The sequence below is a fragment of the Lysinibacillus sp. UGB7 genome, assembly GCF_049058285.1.
In the GTDB taxonomy this organism is placed as follows: Bacteria; Bacillota; Bacilli; order Bacillales_A; family Planococcaceae; genus Lysinibacillus; species Lysinibacillus sphaericus_B.
Map to the genome: position 1 here is coordinate 115,969 of NZ_JBMGUV010000005.1, position 24,519 is coordinate 140,487.

Annotated in this window: 12 protein-coding genes; 9 read left to right on the forward strand and 3 right to left on the reverse strand. The window is 35.8% G+C overall.

What is annotated here, in order from left to right:
- Window positions 1–8 precede the first annotated feature (8 nt).
- Genes ACOMCU_RS06850 through ACOMCU_RS06860 form a run of 3 tightly spaced genes read right to left on the reverse strand, consistent with a single transcriptional unit; the run spans window position 9 to window position 2,728 of the window.
- Entirely contained in the window at window positions 9–1,424 is a 1,416-nt protein-coding gene (locus ACOMCU_RS06850) for an ABC transporter ATP-binding protein (RefSeq protein ID WP_421049741.1), read from the reverse strand.
- Window positions 1,421–2,140, reverse strand: a complete 720-nt coding sequence (locus tag ACOMCU_RS06855; protein WP_421049742.1) for an energy-coupling factor transporter transmembrane component T — start codon at window positions 2,138–2,140, stop codon at window positions 1,421–1,423. Before ACOMCU_RS06855 ends, ACOMCU_RS06850 begins: the two co-directional genes overlap by 4 nt.
- Window positions 2,141–2,728: an MptD family putative ECF transporter S component gene (locus tag ACOMCU_RS06860; RefSeq protein ID WP_010857844.1), complete on the reverse strand. Its 588-nt coding sequence runs from the start codon at window positions 2,726–2,728 to the stop codon at window positions 2,141–2,143.
- A 293-nt stretch (window positions 2,729–3,021) separates the two neighbouring features.
- On the opposite strand from ACOMCU_RS06860, the gene ACOMCU_RS06865 reads away from it, so the two are divergent.
- The 9 genes from ACOMCU_RS06865 (at window position 3,022) to ACOMCU_RS06905 (ending at window position 24,508) form a co-directional block, all read left to right on the forward strand.
- Window positions 3,022–3,780 carry a VOC family protein gene (locus tag ACOMCU_RS06865; protein WP_421049743.1) on the forward strand — a complete coding sequence of 253 codons (759 nt, stop codon included), beginning with the start codon at window positions 3,022–3,024 and terminating at the stop codon, window positions 3,778–3,780.
- Window positions 3,755–8,107: a non-ribosomal peptide synthetase gene (locus ACOMCU_RS06870; protein ID WP_010857847.1), complete on the forward strand. Its 4,353-nt coding sequence runs from the start codon at window positions 3,755–3,757 to the stop codon at window positions 8,105–8,107. Before ACOMCU_RS06865 ends, ACOMCU_RS06870 begins: the two co-directional genes overlap by 26 nt.
- Window positions 8,100–9,182, forward strand: coding sequence for a saccharopine dehydrogenase NADP-binding domain-containing protein (locus ACOMCU_RS06875; RefSeq protein ID WP_421049744.1), 1,083 nt, complete (start codon window positions 8,100–8,102; stop codon window positions 9,180–9,182). Before ACOMCU_RS06870 ends, ACOMCU_RS06875 begins: the two co-directional genes overlap by 8 nt.
- A gap of 23 nt (window positions 9,183–9,205) precedes the next feature.
- Complete coding sequence (locus ACOMCU_RS06880; protein ID WP_010857849.1) at window positions 9,206–10,261, forward strand: methyltransferase; 1,056 nt, start codon at window positions 9,206–9,208, stop codon at window positions 10,259–10,261.
- The gene (locus tag ACOMCU_RS06885) at window positions 10,209–11,828 is read left to right on the forward strand and encodes a (2,3-dihydroxybenzoyl)adenylate synthase (RefSeq protein ID WP_010857850.1); all 1,620 of its coding nucleotides are present in this window, start codon (window positions 10,209–10,211) and stop codon (window positions 11,826–11,828) included. Before ACOMCU_RS06880 ends, ACOMCU_RS06885 begins: the two co-directional genes overlap by 53 nt.
- A gap of 11 nt (window positions 11,829–11,839) precedes the next feature.
- On the forward strand, window positions 11,840–20,737 hold the full coding sequence (locus ACOMCU_RS06890; RefSeq protein WP_421049745.1) for an amino acid adenylation domain-containing protein: 8,898 nt from the start codon (window positions 11,840–11,842) through the stop codon (window positions 20,735–20,737).
- 207 nt (window positions 20,738–20,944) lie between these two features.
- A complete protein-coding gene (locus ACOMCU_RS06895; RefSeq protein WP_421049746.1) occupies window positions 20,945–23,149 on the forward strand; it encodes a Gfo/Idh/MocA family oxidoreductase in 2,205 nt (734 codons plus the stop codon).
- Window positions 23,142–23,894, forward strand: a complete 753-nt coding sequence (locus ACOMCU_RS06900) for a thioesterase II family protein (RefSeq protein WP_421049747.1) — start codon at window positions 23,142–23,144, stop codon at window positions 23,892–23,894. The genes ACOMCU_RS06895 and ACOMCU_RS06900 overlap by 8 nt, the downstream gene beginning before the upstream one ends.
- Entirely contained in the window at window positions 23,891–24,508 is a 618-nt protein-coding gene (locus ACOMCU_RS06905; protein ID WP_010857855.1) for a 4'-phosphopantetheinyl transferase family protein, read from the forward strand. Before ACOMCU_RS06900 ends, ACOMCU_RS06905 begins: the two co-directional genes overlap by 4 nt.
- The last annotated feature ends 11 nt before the right edge of the window (window positions 24,509–24,519 follow it).

Sequence of the window (24,519 nt, forward strand, 5' to 3'; positions counted from 1 at the left end):
CACATCCTTTATTCGTTAAATATTGTTAATTTTTTTATAGTACCTTGCGCTAATTCAATAGTTCCATCACAACAAAGCGATATCATCTCAGGATCATGGGTAATAATGAACACTTGCTTGTTTTGCTGGCGTAGAACATTCATGCAGTAAGCAAATTGCTTCATATGATGATAGTCAAGTCCGCTTGTCGGTTCATCCATAATAATCAGTTGTTTATCTGCGGCAATAGCTGAAAGTATGGCTACACGTTGCTTTTCACCACCAGATAACGACATAGGATGCGCATCTTTAAATTGAATGGCATCCAATAGAGAAAGCAGCTTAAGTGCTTCGTTTTCATTAGGTTCTGGCATGGAAAGAAGAATTTCTGATAAAACGCTTTCTGTAAATAATTGATGGTGTACATCCTGCATCACAATACTACTTGCTTTAAGGCACTGCTTTTTCTTAAACGTCACATTGTTTATGTGAAACGTAGGTGAAGATTTTTTGTTGAGACCTGTCAAGGATTTAGCAAACGTTGATTTACCTGCACCGTTGTGGCCAGTGATTGCGATTATTGCTGGAGAGGGGAGGTCAAACCCGTCTATTCTAAGTTGAAAATCATGCTTTACATAAGTGAGTGTATCAGCTTGAAAACGTGAACCCTGATCCACAAGAAAAGTTTGCATAGGTATTAATTCCTCTAGGTGAATCGCTCGAAGGCCTAACTGATAAAGTGCCTCATTAGGCATGTTGAGCATCTCTTTTTGTGTAAAAATATGACTGACTTTCCCCTGCTCCAACACAACAAACCGATCAGCAAGCGTTTGTAAGTAATGAAGCCGATGTTCTGAAATAATAATGGTTTTACCCTGACTTTTCCAAAGAGCAATCATCTCTGCTAGTTGTGCTGTTGCTTCCTGGTCCAAATTAGCAGATGGTTCATCAAGGATTATAATGGGCGGATCATGAATGGCAACAGAGGCACATGCGATCCTTTGTTTTTCACCACCTGAAAGATGAAACAAATTCCGTTTTAAAAGAGGGTGTAACCTAAGCTGTTTTACGATAGAAGCTTTTCTATTTAGTATTTCCACTGCAGGCAACCCCAAGTTTTCCACTGTAAAAACAAGCTCACTATCTGTATCAATGTTATAAAATTGAGTTTTAGGATTTTGAAAGACTGAACCAGTAAGCCGCGAAATTTCGTGTATCTCCAAAGATTGAATGTCCTGATTATCCAACCTAACTGAACCTTCCAGTTGTCCCTCAATATAGTGGGGGATAAGTCCATTCAATAATCTTGTAATCGTTGTTTTTCCGCAACCAGACTTACCACATAGGACGACTACCTCACCCTGTGAAATAGTTAAATTAATATTTTGTAAGGACATTTTTGTTTGATTGTTATATAGAAATGAAACATTTTCGAGTTGAATCATAAAAGTACCTCCCAAATAAATACTAACCATACCAAAATACTTATGAAGATCAACAAAAAATCCTGCGGGTAAAAACGAAGCTGACATACATTTGTTCTAATTACTGGAGCCGATAAACCACGTGTTAATGATGTCATCGTTAACTCATTGCCAATCGTTGAGGCTGATACAATGAGCGGAATAAGGCGATATTCCATTGCCTTGAAAGGATGTAACAGCATAGAGAATCCAGTGAGCCCACGGAATGCCATTGCCTGCTGAATATATAAATATTCATAGCTAAGTGTAGGGAAAAAGCGAAACATGACAGAGAGTGAAATAATGAGACCTTTTGGAAAATGTAATTTTTCCATCGCTGCAATGAGTTTGCTTATAGATGTAGTGGACACAAGAAAATAGCCCATCATGATACCAGGAAGTAATCGTAGGGAAATGGAGATTATTCCTAGTGATAGATAGAAAATAAAACCGTGTAAATAAGGAGCAACAGTAAACTGAAAGATAGAAAGAAACAACAACAACATCAAATAATAAGATGCTATCTTGTATTTTTGATAAATGAACAATAAAATGACTGGAATAAACCATAGAATGGGCAGTATGTATAGGAACCAACCGCTTTGAGGAACACTCACTGTGATGATATTTATAGTAAGTGTCAGCAATAGTTTGGTTCTTGGGTCTATCTGTATCTTTTGAGACTTGCTTAGTTTCATTTATACAATCCCCGATTTCACAAAATGCTTTGATAACAGTCTATTTCCAATCATACCTCCTATAAGACTTGCAACAAATGTCATGAAAATGAATAGAAAAAGTGTCCAATCAGGAATATAACTATTTAATGCATGGGCATAATCAGCCCCGTATAAAGCAGTAATATTAGAAAAATAAGATGTTCTATGGATGTAAATAGGAAGGTACATGCCAATTGTCCATAAACTAAACACAGCATATGATAGAGACATAGAGAATGAACTTGATTTAAGATTTATATAAAGAACGTCTGCAATCAAGCCACAGATCAGCCCAGCAAGAAGAGGATAAAAGCCACTTCCACCCATTAACGTCATAATCAAGCCACATATTATACCACTCAAGGTAATCATGCCGAACCTTTCGGATTTTACCAAAAACAAAATAAATGGAACTCCACCAAAAACGCCAATCAGAATAGGTAAGATTGCATTAAAAATAGGCATGTAACCTAACAATGAGATAGCAAATAGAACGGTGAAGTAAATACTCGTATAAATTCCCACTGTCATAAAATCTTCTGTACGTAATGCTCGTTTTTTTGCCATAATAATAGCTCCTTTCGAAATGAAGAAATAAACTTTAACAGGTTATTTTCTTTTTTTTTGGAATAATTAGGGTTATACTCATGTCGAGTATATTGATAATGATAATCATTGTCAATTGTTATTTGTGACAAAATAAAATTTTTAAAAATAACTAGTAATGACTATTGTATTTAATTTTAGAATATTTTAGAATTTAATAAAGTACATGATAATGATAATCATTATCAATTAAAAGATTATCTCAACAACATTTTTAAAAGGATTCTAAAATATCTTAGAAGGTTGGAATTTACTTGTTAAAAATCAGTCATATCCAATGTAGAGTAAACAATATTAAAAAGGCTGTTAGCGATTTTGAAAAAGCGGGATTTCATGTTGAGTGGGGAAGGAATCCAAAAAATTCTCTTAATGCGTTTATATGGTTTGAACAGGGTCCCTTTCTCGAATTATTTGAAATGAAACGGTTTATGTCAGCTATAAGTTTTCCATTAGGAATCATTTATGGAAAATCGATGCGAGAACGCTGGCAGAAATGGATGGTTCAACGTGAAGGCTTAATTGATTTTGCTTTAGAAGGTTATGAGGAAGACATTGCAAAGCAAGAAAATTTAAATTTAGTAAAAAGGAAAATAAATAATTTAGGAATAGGCACTTCTAAAGTACTGAATGGTCGCAGGAAGAAGCCGTCAGGAGAGGTTGTAACATACGGTTTTTTCTCTCTATCACCTAGTGAATTGCCTTTTGTTGTTTCCGCTTATAGTACACCCCAAAGGCCAAAGCATATTGAGCATTCAAACGGATCTAAATACATCCACTCGGTGTCCGTTAGCTGCACAAAAGAAACGAAGGGTATACTGAATACCATTTTGATAAATAAGGCAATGTTAGCTATCAATGAGTCTAATAAATTTCAAATAGACGGCATCACAATTGAGGGTTTATCAGACAAAATCGACGCTAATTTACTGCATGGAGCAAATTTGATGCGCAAAGAATACATATTACAAGAAAAAGGTGAGGATCGTATTGAACAAAACTTTGAAGCACTTTAAAAATGAAATATACAAATTAAAAGCACAAGGAATAGAACTATGGACTAGCGATGGTAAATTGAATTTTAAGGCTGGGAAGCATCAAATATCTGAAGAAATCATGACATTTCTTAAAACGTATAAAGATGAGCTAATGGATGTATTAGAACAGGAGGGACAAGACAATACATTCCCTTTAACTCCTATTCAATCTGCTTATTTATTAGGAAGTATGGATAGTTTCGAATACGGAGGAGTATCTAGTCATATTTATATGGAGCTCGAATACCTCCATCTAGATAAAGAAAAAGTTGAACATGTGTGGATGTCATTAATAGATCGACATGAGATGTTAAGAACAACAATTAATCATAATGGATACCAAGGTGAATTGGAACAAATGCCGAAATTGGAAATATATTATGAAGACTTGACAACTAATGGTGTCGATGACTGGAATCGCCTTGATGCCATTAGACAACAGTTGGGAAGTAAAAGATATTCACCGGATTGTTGGCCGTTGTTTGATATTGCATTGAGTAAAAGAATGCATGGGACAACAATGCATATTTCTTTTGATTTTTTAATAGTTGATTGGGCAAGTATTTGGATACTAATAAAAGAGTTCGAAGTACTGTATTTTAATGAAAATGCAACATTACCGAACAATGATTTTACCTTTAAAGAGTATGTAAAGTTGGAAGAAGAAAGGAGTTATCAAGAGAAATATAAAGAAGATAAAGCTTATTGGTATCACAGAGTATTGGATCTCCCGACTTCACCCACACTACCTAAATTGCCATTATCACAAGATGAAAAATCCTTTGAACGATATTTTATCCAATTAGAAAAAAACGATTGGGATAAATTAAAACTTGCTATCGCCAATAAAGGTATAACCGCTACAAGTGTTTTATTCACCTTATATAGTCAATGTCTAGCTAAATGGAGCGTAAATAAGCACTTTATCATCAATCTTATACTTTTGAATAGATTACCTGTTCATCCCGATGTTAACCATATAGTTGGTGATTTTACATCCATTAATTTAACAGAAGCTGACTTTAGAAATGCACAAGCACCCTTTATTAACAATGTGAATACGATTCAACAACAAATGTTTCGTGATTTAGATCATAGCAGTTTTTCGGGAGTAGAGGTGTTGAGGGAAATTACAAGACAAAAAGGCCAAACGCATGCTTTTATGCCATTTGTGTTCACGAGTGCCATTAACCTAATTGATTCACATGGTTTAATAGGAAAAATGAATGAATATGGTATTAGTCAAACACCACAAGTATTTATCGATTGCCAAGTCATGGATGATGATAATGGCTTGCGAGTGAACTGGGATGTAAGAAAAGGCGTTTTTCCTGCCAATTTAATACAAGATATGTTTTTGTCATTTGAAACAGCCTTAAAAAGGTTGGTGCATGATGATAAAGCGTGGGAATCAACGGCATTAGTTACACTGCCAAAACAACAAATAAAACAAAGAGAGAGTGTGAATTTCACTAAAAATACTAACGAACGAAAACGTTTGTTACACCAAGGATTTTTTGATCAAGCATGGAAGCAACCGAATAAAATAGCAATGATAGAGGGGAACCATCATCATTCATATCAAGATTTGCGTGTCATGGTATTTAAATTAGGGACCTTACTTCAGAAGCATCAGGTAAAAGAAGGCGATAAGGTAGCGATCATTTCCGACAAACCAGTATACCAGGTTACGAGTGTGTTAGCGATATTATCATTGGGAGCGGTTTATGTGCCAATTGACAAAGCACAGCCGATTAGTCGAATAAAAAAAATAATCGACCAAAGTCAAGTGACTGCTATTCTAATTGACGAGCGTAATTCCATGTATGACTGCTTAGATTGGCGATTAATTATATGTAGTCAATTAGAAGAAGTAAAAACAACATCAGCATACGACGTTTATAAAGGTGATCCCGATACGCTGGCATACATTATTTTTACGTCGGGTTCAACGGGAGAACCAAAAGGTGTAGCCATGTCCCATGCTGGAGCAATGAATACGATTCAAGATATCAACAGACGATTTTGTATGACGAGTAACGATCGAGTCCTGGCATTATCAAAACTTCATTTTGACCTCTCTGTCTATGACATCTTTGGTTTGTTAAGTGTTGGTGGGACGATTGTTTATCCTGAACAAGAACACCTATATGATGCTAGTTACTGGTTAGAATGTATTAGAACGAAGAACATAACACTGTGGAATACGGTGCCAGCACTTATGAAAATGCTGCTAAGTAGCGTGGACGAAATAGAACAAATAAATATTAAAACGATGAAAACGATTTTATTATCTGGAGATTGGATACCGCCTAAAATGGTGAAACATTGTTCAACGGTTTTCCCAGAAAGTTCGATTGTTGCCTTAGGTGGTGCCACAGAGGCAGGTATTTGGTCAAACTATCACCTATGCTGTGAAGAAGACTTTGTTAGAGAGACAATTCCATATGGATATCCTTTAGCAAACCAACGCTTTTATGTTTTGGATGAAAAAGATGAAGATTGTCCGAATTGGGTTCGTGGAGAATTATATATTGGTGGTGAAAGTCTTGCGCTAGGATACTATAACAATCCTCAACTAACGAAAGAGCGATTTATTACAAATATTAAACAAGAGAGAATATATAAAACGGGCGACTTTGTAAGGTATATGGATAATGGCGAAATCGAATTTATAGGGCGTCTCGATAATCAAGTGAAGTTAAGAGGGAATCTCGTAAATTTAGGAGAAATCGAATCATTATTAAACAAATATGAACGAATTGATACTTCATGTGTTGTCGTACTTGATGATACACATCTTTATGCAGTAGTTAAATTAGTGAACCACGATAGCCAAAGCATTATCCATAGTAACGATTTAATAGACTATCTTGCCAATTTATTACCTCAATATATGGTGCCAGTAAAAATATTTATTGTAGCAGAGCTGAAACTGAATGCTAATGATAAATTAGACCGTCAGTTTATAAAAAATCATGTACAACAGTTGGTTGCAGAATGTACAAAAGATGATGAAATAGGCGTTAAGCAGACAGGGATGGAAAATCAATTACAACAAACACTCATTCATTTTGCAACAGAAGTGCTGAATGTAGAACATATTCAAGTAAGTAAAAATCTATACGATTATGGCGCAGATTCCTTAACATTATCGCAATTAGCAGGAAAAATAAAAAAAACCATTGAGAATGATAATCAATATCAAGATATAACTTTTGATTTCATTCTTCGACAACTATTAAATGAGCCCATTATTGAATCGATTGCACAGAAATTAAATCAAAGTGCAGCTAGAGAAACAAACGGTTCAGAGCAAATTGGCGAACTAAACTCTTCCCAATCGATAGGCTTATTAAAAGAAGAATCATTTTCGTATGGGGATCCTCTACGTATTGTCGTACATGCAGGATTAGGGACGATGAATGCCTTTCAATATTTGAATAAACATTTAGCGAAACAAGGTGTTGGTACAGTTGTCAGTATCTCCGTTCAAGACATTAATAAATATTTAGCTATTGATTCTTCCGTATTAATTGACTGTTTAGCGGATGATTATGTCTTGCAAATAATGGATAGGGAACCAAGTCAAGTTCAATTGATTGGTTATTGTATGGGTGGGCTTATAGCTCTTGAAATAGCCAGAAGATTAATGGAAAGAGGAGTTGAAATCATAGATTTTACATTAATTGATAGTGCTCCCGTCTTGTATGAAATTGAAGATTCCATTCCATTAGAATTAATTTTTATTACTAATTTCTATATTACGGTTGAAGATGTATACGAAGGCGCTTCAAATAATGAATTAATGGATGCGATTATGTATGTTTTTTATCAAAACAATGAGAGTTTAAGTGCATCAAATCTTGAGGAATTAAAAAATGAACCAAAATACGAAACAATCTATCGATTCTTAAAGAAACTATCGCAATTAAGTAGAAAGCAACGATTTAAAGATTATAAAGCAGTAATTGAACAAAAAACGGGTCAGATCATTGCGGATGAAATGTTGGAAGGATACTACAACATTTATTTGCAAAGTTTTAAAGGTTCAAATATACGTCCAATGGCTTACTTTGGTGATATTCGTTATTTAGTGGCAAAAGAAGATATGGACTTCATCTTTACCAATAAACAGGATACGTTGAAGTTTTGGAAAGAACTATGTATTGGGGATTTTGAGGAAACATCAATCGAAGGAAATCATATAACCTGTATAGAAGATGACGAGAATGCATGCAAAGTTGCTGAAAAGCTACTAGAACCAATTAATAAACTAATGGGGAGTATCAATCGCCATGAATAAAAAATCGATAGGAATTGTTGGTGCAACAGGACAAGTAGGTACAGGAGTTGTCGAAACACTATTAAAAAACAATCAATATCAATTATTACTAGGAAGCAGAAAGATAGACAAGCTAATTGGGAAGTATGGTGAAGAATCGGAAACCATGCAATATAAAGTTGTCGATGTCTTTGATGAAGTTAACATTATTTCCTTTTGTGATAGCTGTGATGTAGTTATTAATGCCGTTGGTCCTTCTTCCATTGTCCTTGATCGAGTCGCCAAGGCTTGTATGTTTACGAACACACACTATATTGATGTATCTGGCGATAAAACGATGAAAGAGGCGATAGAAGAGGCTCTTGCGAAGCATGATAGTTCCATCTCTCTAGCAATTTCCGCTGGTGTCTACCCAGGTTTGACCGAAATGTTTCTATCTTTTTTGTTACAAAAAAACAAGGAATCCATTGATCATGTAAGCTGTTATTTTGCTGGTAAAGGTAATTTTTCTGAAGCAGGGGCATATGACATTGTATCTAGCTTGGAAAAGGATGAAGGACATGGGATGGCCTATTACTGTAACGGCGATATTAAGAAATTAACATCAGGAATAGGTAGCCAAATCATATTACCGTCACCGTTTAATCAAGTATACGCTTTACCAATTATCAGCAAAGAATTTATGCGGTGTTTAGAAGTTTTTGATATTACAAATGCCTATTTTTATAATACATTCGCTACGCAGAAAATGTTAACTGATTTCATTATGATTAAGGCAATGCAGCAATTCAAGACACATGAGGAAAAGAGAGCTTCTGCTAATCGTTTGATTGAAACCTATACTACTCAAGATGAAAGTCAAGGATTCATCATCTATGTAACATGGGGTGTAGACAGCAAGAAAAGAACGAGTTGGTTACAAAGTAACGCTAACTGGAATTATTGCTCTGGTGTCGTGGCTGCTTGCGTAGCCATGCAAATGCTAGAAATGGACTTAACACAAGAAAAAGGATGCTACTTTGCTCAATCAATCGTGGATATGGAAGAATTATTTAATCAACTACTAAGAACAGGATATATCTCCATTAGTGGATGATCTATCGGCAGGGGAGAATTCGTGTGGATGTAGAGAAAATAAAAATCATTAACATGATACAAGGTTATTCACAGTCGTATATCGTTTACAGCTCTGTGGAATTAGGAATATTCAATACATTATTCACACAAAGCATGACGAATCAGCAACTTGCAAAAGAACTACATCTCTCTGCTTCATTATTAGAACGTTTTATGAAGGTTCTCATGGCAATGGATTTAGTTCATAAAGAGGATGATTGCTATCAATTAACTTCTTTAGGGAAGAAATTATCGGGTAATAGCGAAGAAACAATGGAGCCAATCATTTTGTTTAATGGAAGAATATGCATGAAGGCGTGGGGTTTTTTTCATGAGGGTCTGTCAATGAACAAATCGCCAATTGAACTAATGGAGGGAGAAGCTTTCTTTGACAGTAACGTAGACAGCGACCATAGGCTAACTACGTTTAATCAAATGATGCGTCAATCGAGTATGCACCTGAATTTAGATATATTGTTCCAAACAAGAAATGTAGAGGAGATCAAGCAAATAGTGGATATAGGAGGTGGTGCGGGAGATGTTATTGTCCAACTTTTAACAGGTTTTCGTTTTGCTGAAGGAATCATCCTTGACAAGGACTATATAAGAGAAGAAGCTGAGCGAACAATTCGTACGCATGATTTAGAAAGTCGTTGTCGATTCGAGGAAGGAGACTTCTTTTTACCAATTGAACAAAAATCGGATGCTTATATATTATCTAGGATTCTTCATGACTGGGATGATGATCATGTACGGGCAATATTAAGGAACATTGCGGAAGTTATGACGGATAAAAACGTATTGTTTATTATTGAAAAATTATTACCTGAAAAAGTGACCAAACAAACACTTCCCGCTTTTTTAGGCGATATGCATATTTGGGCATTATGTAATGGCAAGGAGAGGACTGAAAGAGAATTTGAAGAACTACTCCAGCAAGAAAATTTATATATTGCCAGGAAGCATTTACTAGATACAGATACTGTCATACTGGAGGTTAGAAAAAATGTACAGCATACAGACAGAAGATATGATTACGAAGTTTGTGGAGCACTATGAAAATACGGGCTATCTCGAACCATTTTCTTTAGCGGATGCATTAAAAAATTGGGCAGATGAGTACAAAGGCAAAGTAGCACTAGTAGATCAAAATGGATCATTAACTTATGAGGCATTATATCGATCAGCCAACTTTTTGGCCCAAGGATTAAGCGTTAAGGGTATTCAAAAAGGAGACAATGTACTCGTTCAATTACCGAATAATATGTATTTTGTGAAGGTATGTTTTGCTTTATTTATTATGGGCGCGAGGCCAATTTTACTATTGCCAACACATCGAGAAAAAGATATTAGCAATATAGCTAAATTAACAGAGCCAGTAGCAATGATCGTTCCATCATCATTTCATGGTTATGATTATACATTAATGGCTTTAAAAGTAGCCAAAGAACAGCAGAGTATTAAGCTAATTTTGACAGATGAACACAATGATAACTTTATTTCTTTACAGGATATTGAATCTGAGTCGTGCACTCACAATGATCGTTTCATGAAACATCAGTCCTCTTATAAGGATGTAGCTCTATTTTTACTTTCAGGCGGCACTACAGGTATACCGAAAGTAATTCCCAAACTTCACACTGCGTACTTGTACAATGCTAAAGCTGCAGCTGACCATTGCCATGTGACTGAAGATAGTACGTATCTTGCAGTGTTATCGATTGCTCATGATTATCCTCTTTGTTCTCCTGGAGTAATGGGGACTTTAAGTAAAGGAGGGAAAGTTGTACTAAGTTCAACGAGTACATTTGATGAAGTACTTGAATGGATTGAAAAAGAGCGCGTCACTTTTACGTCTATCGTACCTGTTATTGCAAATTTGTGGGTAGAGTCATTAGCTTTGGAAGAACAAGCAGATATATCTTCCATTGACTATATTTTATTAGGGGCAGCCAAGTTAGAGAGGCAATTAGCACATCAATTGATGACACAATTTCAGTGTCAGTTAATTCAAGGTTATGGGCTTGGAGAAGGCATAACGTGTTTTACTTCGCCAAATGATGATATGGAGACGATTATCTCATGTCAAGGTCGGCCAATTTCACAGGGCGATCAATTCAAAATAGTTGATGAGGATGGCAATGAGGTACTTCCAGGTGAACCTGGTGAGCTTATCCAAAAAGGTCCTTATACGTTTCTAGGTTACTATAATTCACCTGACATCAATAGAAAGAGCTTTACAGAAGATGGCTTTTTCAAGACGGGAGATAAAGCACGCGTAACAAATGAAGGAAATATTCAAATACTTGGGCGAGTAAAGGAACAGATTAATCGGGCTGGAGAAAATATAATACCGAGTGAAGTTGAAACCTATATTCTTGAACATGATGAAATAAAGGATGTTTCTGTTGTCGGTGTTCCAGATGTAGAGCTAGGTGAACGAATATGTGCATTTGTTGTGAAAAAAGGTCATGAATTAGCCTTGACTGAACTATGTAAATTTTTGATAGAAATCGGTGTTGCACATTATAAACTCCCTAATCAGTTGGTTTATGTAGATGCCATACCCTATATCAATGTAGGGAAGTCGAACAAGAAAAAATTAGTTGAAGACTATATAGAGTAGGAGGAAAGGAAATGCATCAAGAAGATAGCTATCTACAATGGCAAGCATTTGAAGAAGCGGTATGTAATATGTTGAATCATGGAGAAATAATGGCAGAAGATGAAAATTTGCTCAATATGGGATTATCGTCCATTCAGATGATGAAGCTGATAAACATAAGTAAAAGACTAGGATCCCGCCTGACGTTTGAGGAAATAGTGAAAAATCCCTGTTTAAAAGATTGGAAACGATTATTTATAGAGAAATCAATAGCGGCAGAAACTATACATCGTAAAGTTGAAATAGATAATGTGGACATGTATCAACCTTTCTCATTAACAGAAGTTCAGCATGCTTATTGGGTAGGGCGTTATGATGGTCAGTACCTTGGTAATGTAGGCTGTCATGGGTACTTAGAGATTAATGTTCAACAGATAGATACAGCTAAACTAGATGCTTCTTGGAGGAAATTACAAGAGCATCATCCTATGCTAAGATCAATTTTCACAGTGGATGGGCAACAATGTATCTTGAAAAAATCGCAGGTAAGGCCGTTAATTATTCACGATTACCAAATGGCGGACGAGCATCAGATTAAACACCATTTACAGGAGATGCGAAATCAAACATCCCATAGACTACTAAAGATTGAAGAAGGTCAAGTAGCAGAATTACAAATCACGTTATTACCTGAAAATAAAGGCCGATTGTTTTTCGATATCGATCTGTTAGTAGCGGATGTTCAAAGTTATCAAATTATATTAAGAGATTTAGTGGCGTTATATAATAGAAATATGCAGCCTAATGCGCCTCTTGAATGGAATTTTGCTACATATTTGTCAGAAAAAAACGAAGAAAATAAAGAAGAAATACAAAAGGCCAAGGCTTATTGGACAAAAAGGTTAGAGACATTACCGACCAAGCCATTATTACCTGTTTCAAATAAGTCAGAAATAAATTCTAAATTTCATCGGCGTTCTTTCTTTTTAACTGCTGATTTATGGAAGAAATTACAGCGTATTTCTGCTAAATCTGGTGTAACACCGGCTATGGCCTTGTTAACTATTTATAGTTTAATTCTCAATAAGTGGAGTGAAAATAATCATTTTTTAATAAATATTCCGTTATTCAATCGACAACTATCTGATAAATATAATATCGAAGAAGTAGTAGCTGACTTTACAACTTTGCTGTTATTAGAAGTCGATTTAAAGGAGCAAAGGTCATTTTTACAGGACGTTCAAACGATTCAAGCACAATTTCATACAGATATGCAATATACCGCTTATTCGGGTGTTGATGTGCAAAGAGATTTTGTGCGGCAGCATGTTAGTGAACAACAAATTGCACCAGTCGTTTTTTCATGCAATATCGGTTCCCCTTTATTGAATGAAGAGTTTGTCGAAGTTTTTGGTGATATCCACTATATGATTTCACAAACGCCTCAAGTTTGGTTGGATTTCCAAGTGTTTGAGCAAGGTGGTGGCTTACTATTAATTTGGGATAGTATAGATGACGTATTTAGACCTCATGTATTGGATGAGATGTTTACAAGCTTCAAACAGACGGTAGAACGCGTAGCCAATACTGAGGATTGGTCAACACCTTTACTAATTCCAATATTAGAGCAACTAAACGTAAGAAAAAATGTGTTAACGGAAATGGAAATTGAACCGACTTGTCTGCATGCCCCATTTTTTGAACAAGCGCAGCGATTTCCTGATGTAATAGCATTAATTTCTCCTTCTACTAACAGGTCATTAACCTATGGTGCTTTAAAAGAAAAGGCACTCATTATCGCAAATTATTTAAAAAATAACGGTATTAAAAAAGGAGATACGGTTGGGATAGTAATGGAACGAGGCATCAATCAAATAGCTACTATCTTAGGCATTTTAGCAGCTGGGGCGGTATATGTTCCAATTGGTCTAAAGCAGCCGTTGTCTCGTAGAAACAAAATTTATCAAGCCGCGGATATACGTGTTGTTGTAACGGATCAACCTCAATTGGACGATAACGGTAGCATTTCGGTTTTATCTTTTGCAGATGCAGAAAAAGGTTGTCAAAGCGCTGAAATCATCTACGATGCATCATCCACCGCATACATCATTTTTACTTCAGGCTCAACTGGTGTGCCAAAAGGTGTAGAAATGACCCATGAAGCTGTATGGAATACAATTCATGCTGTAAATCAATTACAACAAATTGATTCTTCAGATAGCGTGTTAGCCGTTTCGGCGACTGAATTTGATTTATCTGTATATGATATGTTTGGATTACTTGCTGTCGGCGGTAAAGTCATTTTACTTAGTGAAGATGAGGTTCGGAGTGCAGATAAGTGGGGTGCCTACATTGAAAAATTTAATATAACATTGTGGAATTCTGTGCCGATTTTGTTTGAAATGTTATGCACCGAATTGGAAAATAAAGAGAAAATTATTTCATCAATTAGACTCGTTTACCTATCAGGTGATTGGATTAAACCGGATTTAGTAAAGCACATCCACGTGAAAATGCCGAATGTCACACTGATAGCGATGGGTGGAGCTACTGAAGGGGGGATATGGTCCAATTACTATAGAGTAACAACTGATGAATCGTGTGAGCTTTCTAGTATTCCGTATGGATATCCATTACCGAACCAGCAATATCGAGTTGTCAACGAAAGAGGCGAAGATTGCCCAAATCAAGTAGCAGGTGAATTATGGATTGCTGGCAAAAGTATTGCAACAGGCTATAAAGGGAATGAGCAGCAAACAAACAAGCATTTTATAAATATCGATGGCGAAAGATGGTATCGCACTGGAGACTATGGCAAGTACTTAGACAACGGTATTTTAGCGTTTTTAGGTCGTCAAGATGAACAAATCAAAGTGAATGGACATCGTATTGAATTAGGTGAGATAGAAAGAAGCTTGAAAAGTAACAAAAGTATTAAAGATGCAGTTGTCTTGGCAGCTAGACAAAATAATGGTAACAGCCTTCATGCTTTTATCACTGCTGAAGGTTATGGTGATATTTTTGATATCCATTCAACTTCATCAGATGTTCCAAAGCTTGTACGAAAGGCGTTAGAATCTGTCTCCGAAAGATTTAGTGCCAATGACATTCATCAGACGGAAGCAATGCAATCATTTAGTAAAGAGATGGATCAGCTAACCTGTTATGGGATCACGTTCATCTTACAACAAACAGGGTTTCCTATGAAAAAAGGCGATACTTATTATTTAAAACAAATAGTAGCACAACAAAATATCGATACTAAATATGAAGAGCTTATCAATCAATGGTTTAGGTTTCTACATAAATTCCATTTAGTATCTACAACTGACAATCTATTATATGAAAATATATGTGATTTATCTGATTGCATGATGCCATCTGTCATCAATTACCCAAATATTAAGAAATTCAGCACGTCTTTTATTGAGAGTGGTCAAGCCATTGTTCAAGGACAATTGGCACCAACAGCATTATTATTTTCAGAAGATACATTAACACCAATGGAAGTAATCTGTGAAGAACCAGGTGCTATGGAAAGTACTCAAGAAATAGCAACATTAATAAACATGATTAGCCTGGCTAAAACGAATTGGAAACGACCGTTGCGAATTTTGGAGTTAGGGGCAAGGAGTAGTGCATTTACAGAAGCAATAATCAATCAATTGGCAGAGGTTGATTATCACTATACCATTACGGATGCTTCTATTTACTTTAAAAACAAATTTGAAAAAATTATTTCTGACAATATTAAATTTACTATTTTAGATGTCGACGTGGACCCCATTTTACAAGGGTATCAACGCCAAAAATATGACATCATTATTGCCAACAATGCATTACACAGTATGAAGAATTTGCCACAGGCAATGCGGTTTATTGAACAGCTATTAGATGTGGATGGTTTGATCATTTCTGCAGAAAACACGTTGAATAATAGTTTGCAACTTATTACGACAGGATTTGAAGAACGCGGTTTTACTCAATTTGAAGATGTAAGAAAAGATGTTTGCCAACCGTTATTATGTGATGAACAATGGATAAAAGTTTTTAGCGAAGCGGGCTATTCGAACGTAAAAGTCATTAATCATCCGCAACTTTATGCGCATCATATTTTCATAGCGCAATCATCGCCTGTGAAGATTCAATTAAATCAAAGGAAGCTAGAGGACTACTTAAGCGAGCATATACCAGACTATATGATACCCAAAAATGTAACAATGGTGCAGAAAATGCCCGTTACAAATAATGGTAAAATGAATCGCAAACTGTTAAAAATAAGCGTCGATCTAGGTGTGAATGAGCAGGCCGAGCCTACACGTCCAATGAATGATGTAGAGAAAGGAATAGCTAACATTTGGAAAGTGGTATTAGATAAGCATCAGATTTCATTAGAAGATAATTTCTATCAACTGGGCGGTGATTCATTAATTGCCACACAACTTAATAGTCAATTACAGAAAAAACTAAATTTGCCCACTTCATTGGAATCCATTTTTAAATATCCTAAGTTTAGTGATTTCGTAAATTATATATCGAAGCTGAAAATTGTAGAAAAAGAAGAAAGTGAGCTAACGCATTTACCTAGCATCCAAAGCAATACCAGCCATCTTTATGAGCCGTTTCCATTAACGGACATCCAGCAGTCCTATTGGTTAGGAAGAAGTGGTGTATATGACTTAAGTGATGTGTCAGCTCATTGTTATTTTGAACTTGAGTGTGACGAACTAGACATGGAGGCAGTTAATGCTGCATGGAATCAATTAATTCGTCGTCATGACGTTATGCGAGTGGTTGTTCTAGATAATGGACTTTCTCAGCAAATACTAAAGGAAGTACCTGATTATCAAATTAGGATAAATGATTACAGATATCAAGATAAAGTAGCTTTTGAAAAAGGTGTACTATCTACAAGAAATAACATGTCACATCGTCAATTCAATGTTAGCAAATGGCCTTTGTTTGAAATTGAAGGTAGCTTGAGTCAAGACCAGAAGACACGATTGCACGTTAGCTTCGATAATACAGTTTTTGATGGAAATAGCATTTTTCTATTGTTTGATGAGTGGTACCGATTATACAATACACCGATGTTGAAACTACCGAAAATTAACATCAGCTTTAGAGACTATGCGATTGCACTCGCTGATTTGAAAAAGTCCCTTCAGTATGAAAAGGACATGAACTATTGGGCAACACGTATTCTAAAGTTACCGTCTGCACCTGAGTTACCATTAGAAAAACAACCGAATGAAATCGTAGAACAAAAGTTCACTAGATATCAAGCTGTTTTAACGAAAGATAAATGGAAAGTTATAAAGCAAATGGCACATCAACTTAACTTGACACCATCAAGCGTCATTATGACAGCCTATGCAGAAGTATTAGGACGATATAGTAGACATCAGCATTTTACCCTAAACTTAACCCATTTTAATCGACTACCTTTACATGAAGACGTAGATAAATTAGTCGGTGACTTTACATCGTTGGTATTGATTGAAATGGATCATCGACATGACAGCAACTTTATTATGCGTTGTCGGGATACACAAAAACAATTATTACAAGACCTAGAACACACACTTGTTAGCGGTGTAGAAGTAGAAAGAATGATGAGGAAAGAAAGAAATCATGTTAATGACACGATCATGCCAATTGTCTTTACAAGTGGCATCGGTGTAAACAAAGATCATTTAGAAGATATTCGTTATTTAGGAAAAATTGCTTATGGAGCTTCTCAAACACCTCAGGTTTGGTTAGATCATCAAGTTTTCGAACAAGATGGTGAGCTCATACTTTCATGGGACGGTATTGAAGAATTATTCCCTAAAGGTATGCTTAACGAAATGTTTGATGTTTATATTCAGCTATTAGATAAGCTAAGCCAGGGCATTAGTGCGTGGCAACAATTATCTTCATTAATCGTATTGCCGGACGCAAAACAAAGAGCGGCGATTCATCAAGCAGCTATAATACCGTCTTCAGAAGAAACATTAGTTAGTCTGATAGAAAAACAGTGTCTTGAAAATGGCACGAATACAGCCATTATCGATTCAACTGTTACAGTTTCCTATAAAGAGTTGGACGTACTATCAAAAAATATAGCTTATGCAGTAAATCGAGCACAACCACAAATTGTCCTTGTATTGATGGAGAAAGGTTGGAAGCAGATTGTTGCGGCACTAGGCATTATGCGAACAGGTGCAGCTTACTTGCCAGTAGATGTGGATACACCAATTGAACGATTACGTCAAATCATGCAGCAAGCACATATCAACAGTATGATCACAACGCAGTCTTTGTCTAGTCGATATGGTGATTTAGGTATTAACGTTTATATGGTTGAAGAGCTTATAGTTACGGGAGAAGAACAAACATTACCACTTAGAAAAGTAAAGCCAGATCATTTAGCATATATTATTTTCACTTCAGGCTCTACAGGCAAACCTAAAGGGGTTGAAATCACTCATCGTAGTGTCGTGAATACGATTCAAGATATCAATCGACGTTTTCATGTCACTACCTCAGACCGAAGTATTGCCTTATCGAATTTCACTTTTGACTTAGCTGTTTATGATGTATTTGGATTACTGTCCGCTGGCGGGGCGGTAGTCATACCAAAAGTTGAAAAGCTAAAAGATCCAGAACATTGGATAGAGTTATTGCATAAACATCGCATTACGATATGGAATACGGTGCCAACCTTTATGGAAATGTTAGTGAATTACCATAAAACGGCTAATACGATGACCAATCAAGGCCATTATTTAAAATGGGTACTATTAAGCGGTGATTGGATTCCATTAACTTTACCAGAAAACATAACAAAAACTTTTAGAGGAGTCAGTGTTATTAGTTTAGGTGGAGCAACGGAATGCTCCATTTGGTCTAACTATTTTATGGTAGATGTAGTGCAAGACAATTGGAAGAGCATCCCTTATGGTAAATCGCTGTCACATCAGCAATTGTATGTGTTGAATAAAAACTATGAAGAGAGCCCTATCTGGGTAAAAGGGGACTTATATATTGGGGGTATAGGCTTATCAACAGGGTATTGTCATGACGTTGAAAGAACGAAAGCACATTATATAAACCATCCTGTGACAGGGAAACGTATATACAAAACAGGGGACCTGGCTAGATATCTTCCAGATGGCACTATTGAATTTTTAGGTCGTGAAGATCAACAAATTAAAATAAACGGTCATAGAGTAGAGTTAGGAGATATAGAAGCTAACTTATGTCAATTCCCTATTGTGCAACAAGCTGTTGTAACGATGCAAGACAATAAGCTCATTGGCCATCTTAAGCTACATGAACATATCCATAGTGATCTGATTCAAACCATTACAACAAATACGAAGTTCACCCAAAGCATCGAAACAATTAACAATGAGCTAGAGGATACTGTGCCAACATTTAATACAAAGGAGCTCATAGATTATTCAGAGTCTATTGACTGGCTGAGTGTCGGGATTATGTTTTCAGACTTGTATGCTTTACAAATTTTTAAAGCCCAAGGACAAGTATTCATGAAAGAGGATGTCATGAAATCCGTTGTGAATGTCTACGAATCTTTGATGGAGCATTGGCTAGGCTACCTTGTAGAGTATGGCTTTGTAGACAAAAAGGATGCTAGTTATATTGTTAATTTTAGCGAAGATGGCGCTTGGAATTATATGAGTCTTAAGTTAAACGCATTCAATCTCGGTGAAACAGAGACAACCTTCTATCAGCTGAAGGAGCAGCTGATTGCTTCTCAATGTGCCCGACTAGCAATCTTAAAAGGGGAGCAATTAGCGAAAGCCTATTTACTAGATTCACAGGGATTTTTAACGCCTGAACAATTAGGTCAGTATAATTTATGGAGTCAATATACAGAAGAATTAGTCGTGAATATATTAAAAACATTATCGTCCGAGCAAAATCGAGCTTTAAATGTGATGGAACTTGGTACAAGAACCGGACATGGTACTGACAGTTTTGCTAAGGTATTCGAGAGCTTTGGACAGTACACTTATTGTGATGAATCAACAGACTTTATAAATAGAAAAAAGGCAACCACAACTCAAGAACATATAAAGTTCAAACATTTTGATGTCAATATGCCACCAGATAATCAAGATTTCGTGCTTCATGATTTCGATATCCTCCTTGCTGAGAACACGCTGCATAGAAGTCATCATTTAAAGGACACTATGTCGTATTTAAAACGTTTATTAAAGCCTGGTGGTCTGATCATATTAACGGAGAATGTAAAAAATAATGCACTATTATTAATCACTGTGGCATTTTTTGAAGACGGTTATCAGCAACTTAAAGATTTTAGACGTTTAGAGAAATTGCCATTACTAAATCGGGAAGCGTGGCAAAATTTATGGAACGAAGTAGGCTATACATGTCTATTGGAATGGCCCCGAAGTAACATGAAGTGGTTGGGCGAACACATCATGATATTGGAAGGACCAACACAGATTAAATCTTTAGCACTTAATCATTTTTCACAAGAAGTGAAGAATACCATTCCTAAGTATATGTGTCCAGATCATTATTTCGTTCATGAAACCTTCCCAATAACGGCTAACGGTAAGGTTGACCGGAAGCAACTAACACAATATAAAATGCTTTATCAACCAGATGTTGCGGAGCAAGGCAGACGAGCAGTTACATTAGAGGAACAGGTTGTTGTTAAGGTTTGGGAAGAAATACTAGATACGAAATATAGCAGTGTGAAAGATAATTTCTTTGAACAAGGTGGCGATTCACTAAAAGCCATTCGTTTGATTAATCAACTTGATGAACAGGGCTATGTTTTATCATTGGAAAATTTATTTTTACATCCTACCATTGAGCAGCTGTCTGAGAATATTTTAGAAAAGAATAACGACCGAGATGGAGAAGAGGCACAAGTCATAGGGTCTCTTTAGTAAAGACAAGGGTACTTTGCCAAACAGTTTTAAAGAAGTAGTTATGAAGGGAGTAGCGGGCATGATCGTTCTACTTGGCACACCCAACCAAGGACAGAATGAGTTTCTGCTAAATGTCATGTTCGCTAAAAGCTCCATTTTAAGCTGAAGACTAACGAATTCGATATTTACTAATTTTGTAGAACCAAGTGAAAGGATGATAAGGGATTGACCCGAAAATTACGTGTGCTTGTGTGTGGTACAAGGTTTGGCCAATTTTATTTAGAAGCCATACAGAAATCTAATTTATTTGAACTATCTGGTATTTTAGCGCAAGGAAGTCAAAGGTCGCGTAGTTGTGCTAGCGTTTATAAAACGGACTTATATACGGATATAGAGGATGTACCTAAAGATATTGATATTGCTTGCATTGTTGTACCTACTAGTATTATGGGGGGCTCTGGTACAGAGCTCGCTATACAGTTCATGAAAAAGGGAATTCATGTCTTATTAGAACAGCCAGTCCATTATCAAAATTTACTAGAATGTTACCGTGTGGCCAAACAATATAATGTTAAGTTTATCGTGGGAGATCTATATGTAAATTTGCCTTATGTAACAAAATTTATTGGAATGGCTCAAAAAATTATGGAGAAAGAAGATCTTGTATACCTTAATGTTGATATGGCAACCCAAGTTTCATTTCCATTAGCCCATATATTAGCAAAGCTCTTTGGAAATTTACAACCTTGGGGAGTGAAAGATTTTATTTCAGACAATATGCCGTTTCAAATGCTCTCCATAATGATAAAAGGTGTTCCGACAACGATTAGAGCACAAAATCAAGTAGATGTAGTGGTCTCTGATAGTTACATGCATTTAATGCATCAGATAACATTAGGGTTCGATAGTGGTAAATTAACTCTTTTTGATACCAATGGGCCGGTCGTTTGGACACCCAGGATGCAAATACCTGATATTGCTCTTATTCCTAGAGAGTTGAAGCAACAATCTTCATATTCACTAACTACGCCAGTTTTTGAGGGCTTTGAACCAAATTACAATTCGACGTATCAAGAGATTCTGACAACGACTTGGCCATCAGCTATTTTAAAAGATGTCGAGAGATTATATAACTTGATAACGAAGGACATGAATTCGATAGAGATGAGGAAAGAGGGACAACAGATTATTCAAACAGCACAGCTGTGGAGTGATATAACGAGTGCATTGGGTTATCCCAATGATTATAGGAAAACGGAAAAACCATTCTTAAATATCGAGGAGATAAAAACACAGTTTCGTAAAGAAGCGACTATGGACTATCGATATGAACAATTAACAGTGGATAGTGTTCAACAAGCTGTAGCGAAATTTAACGAGGTTTGTTTAAAAACCATTTTACTAGAACTCCAAAAGAACAATACATTAAATACGAAAGGTAAAGTATATCGATTTGACGATATTAACAGTTCAATCAAAATAGCCGAGAACTTTCAATTTGTCCTCAAAAGATGGTTAACATCACTTGCAAAGCATGATTATCTTATTTGTGTTCATACAGGTTATGTATTGAACTATCCAGTCCTGACTTCTGATGAAGTGCAACGTGATTGGCTAGGACTCAAATCACGCTGGTCAGAGCAATTAATGCCGGAGAAAGTCATGGACTATTTTTATCGTCACGCACTACTACTAGGTGATTTATTGACGGGGAAACAGTCTGCTGTACAACTACTATTCCAAGATGGTGAGATGGATATAGCAACAGCCTTATACAAGGAAACAATGATCGCTTATTATCTCAATAACGAAGTATCCAATATTGTCAAAGCACGAATTGCTCTGAAAAACGAGGTGCAATTATTAGAAATTGGTGCTGGAACAGGTGCCACCTCTACAGTGGTCATAGATGCCATTATTAACAATCAACTACAAAAAAATATAAAACGTTATATGTTTAGTGATGTTTCTAGTTATTTTCTCAATGAAGCCAAAAAAACGTTCCAAGACATTAACTGGATGGACTATATGAAATTAGATATAGAAAACGAGACAGATATGTCATTAATTGAGAATGATTCTCAAAACATTATTCTAGCAGCGGGTGTTTTAAATAATGTCAAAAATACAAAAGAGGTTTTATTAAGACTGAAATTGTTATTAAAAAATGATGGCATGGTCTTACTAACAGAAGCAGATGGTGAATCGTTACAAATATTAATTTCACAAGTATTTATGATGGAGCCTGCTGATGATAAAAGAAAAGGGACATCCTCTACTTTTTTAACGACTTCACAGTGGTTGGAAATATTTAATGAAGTGGGATTCAAATGTATGTCTATTCAACCGGATAAAGGACATAAATTATATCCGCTAGGGCAGCGATTATTTGTGCTAGAAAAAATAGAAGGAGGAAGCTGTAATGGATAGGAAAGTATGGTTTCCATTCTCACGTGATAATCTGCGTGAAGTTAATTTATTTTGCTTTCATCATGCTGGTGGATCAGCCTCCAATTTTAAAGGTTGGGTGTCAGAATGTAAGCAAGTAAATGTTTATGGTGTAGAACTACCAGGGAAAGGAACACGAAGAATTGAAGAACCCATTTTAAACATTACTGAATTAGGTGTGAAAATGGCAAAAGCCATTGAAAGTATTTCAAAAAATAGAAAAGTAGTCTTACTCGGACATAGCATGGGTGCCGCAATGGCATTTGAAGTCGCTCACTATCTTGAAAATTTTACAGACATAGAACTTCAACTTTTAGTCGTGGTAAGTCGCCAAGCACCTCATTGTGAAGGCAAGGATCGATATCATTCAACGATGGCAGATCATTATTTAATACAGGAGTTACATCGACAAGGTGGTACGCCACAACAATTATTAGAAAATCAAGAATTTATTAATTTTGTTATCCCCTCTATAAAAAATGATTATATCTTGCATGAGTCTTTTTCCTATAATGGACAGAAATTGAACACGCCGATTATTGCTCATTACGGAGAGCATGATATGGATTTAACTGAGACAGATATACTACAGTGGCAAGAGATGACGCATAATGAATTTTCTATTCAAAAATTTCAGGGTGGTCACTTTTTCTTTTATGAATTAGGTAACAAGTATTTAAAAATAATTGAAGACAGCATCATTCATCATAGCGTCAACGCATTATGACCAACTTACTTCAATCCATAAATGTCTATTTATATAGAACAAGTGATAGCAGTAATCATGATTCTGATTTTTTTAAGCGCTATATTCTCTTTAAGGAAACGGGATGCAAGGAAATTCAATTTGAATTTGGCCCCTATGGAAAGCCGTATGTAAAATTACCAGGCTATGCTGACCTTCATTTTAATATATCACACACGGGTCATTATCTTGTAGGTGCTGTTTCAGTAGGGAGTTTTATTGGTATAGATATTGAATGTTTAAGGCCAATTGAGTTTGACTGTATTGACTATTTTATGAGTGAACAAGAAATAGCACAATTCAATAAATTCACATTAGAAGAAGAAAAGCTAGATTATTTTTATACCATTTGGACATTAAAAGAAGCTTATGCCAAAATGCTGGGTGTGGGCTTAAATATGAACCTGGCAGAAGTAAGTTTTTCTCTCAAAAATCAGCAAATTAAAACAGCGGTAGGGGATGTATGTTGTCATTCAATGATCGTTGATAATCTATACCGTCTGTCTCTCGTTAGTAATATACAGATGAAAATAAATGTAGTGAATATCAGACAGAACCTATTAATAGAAGAAGCAGATAATAACTATTTCAAATAAGTGAGTTGAAA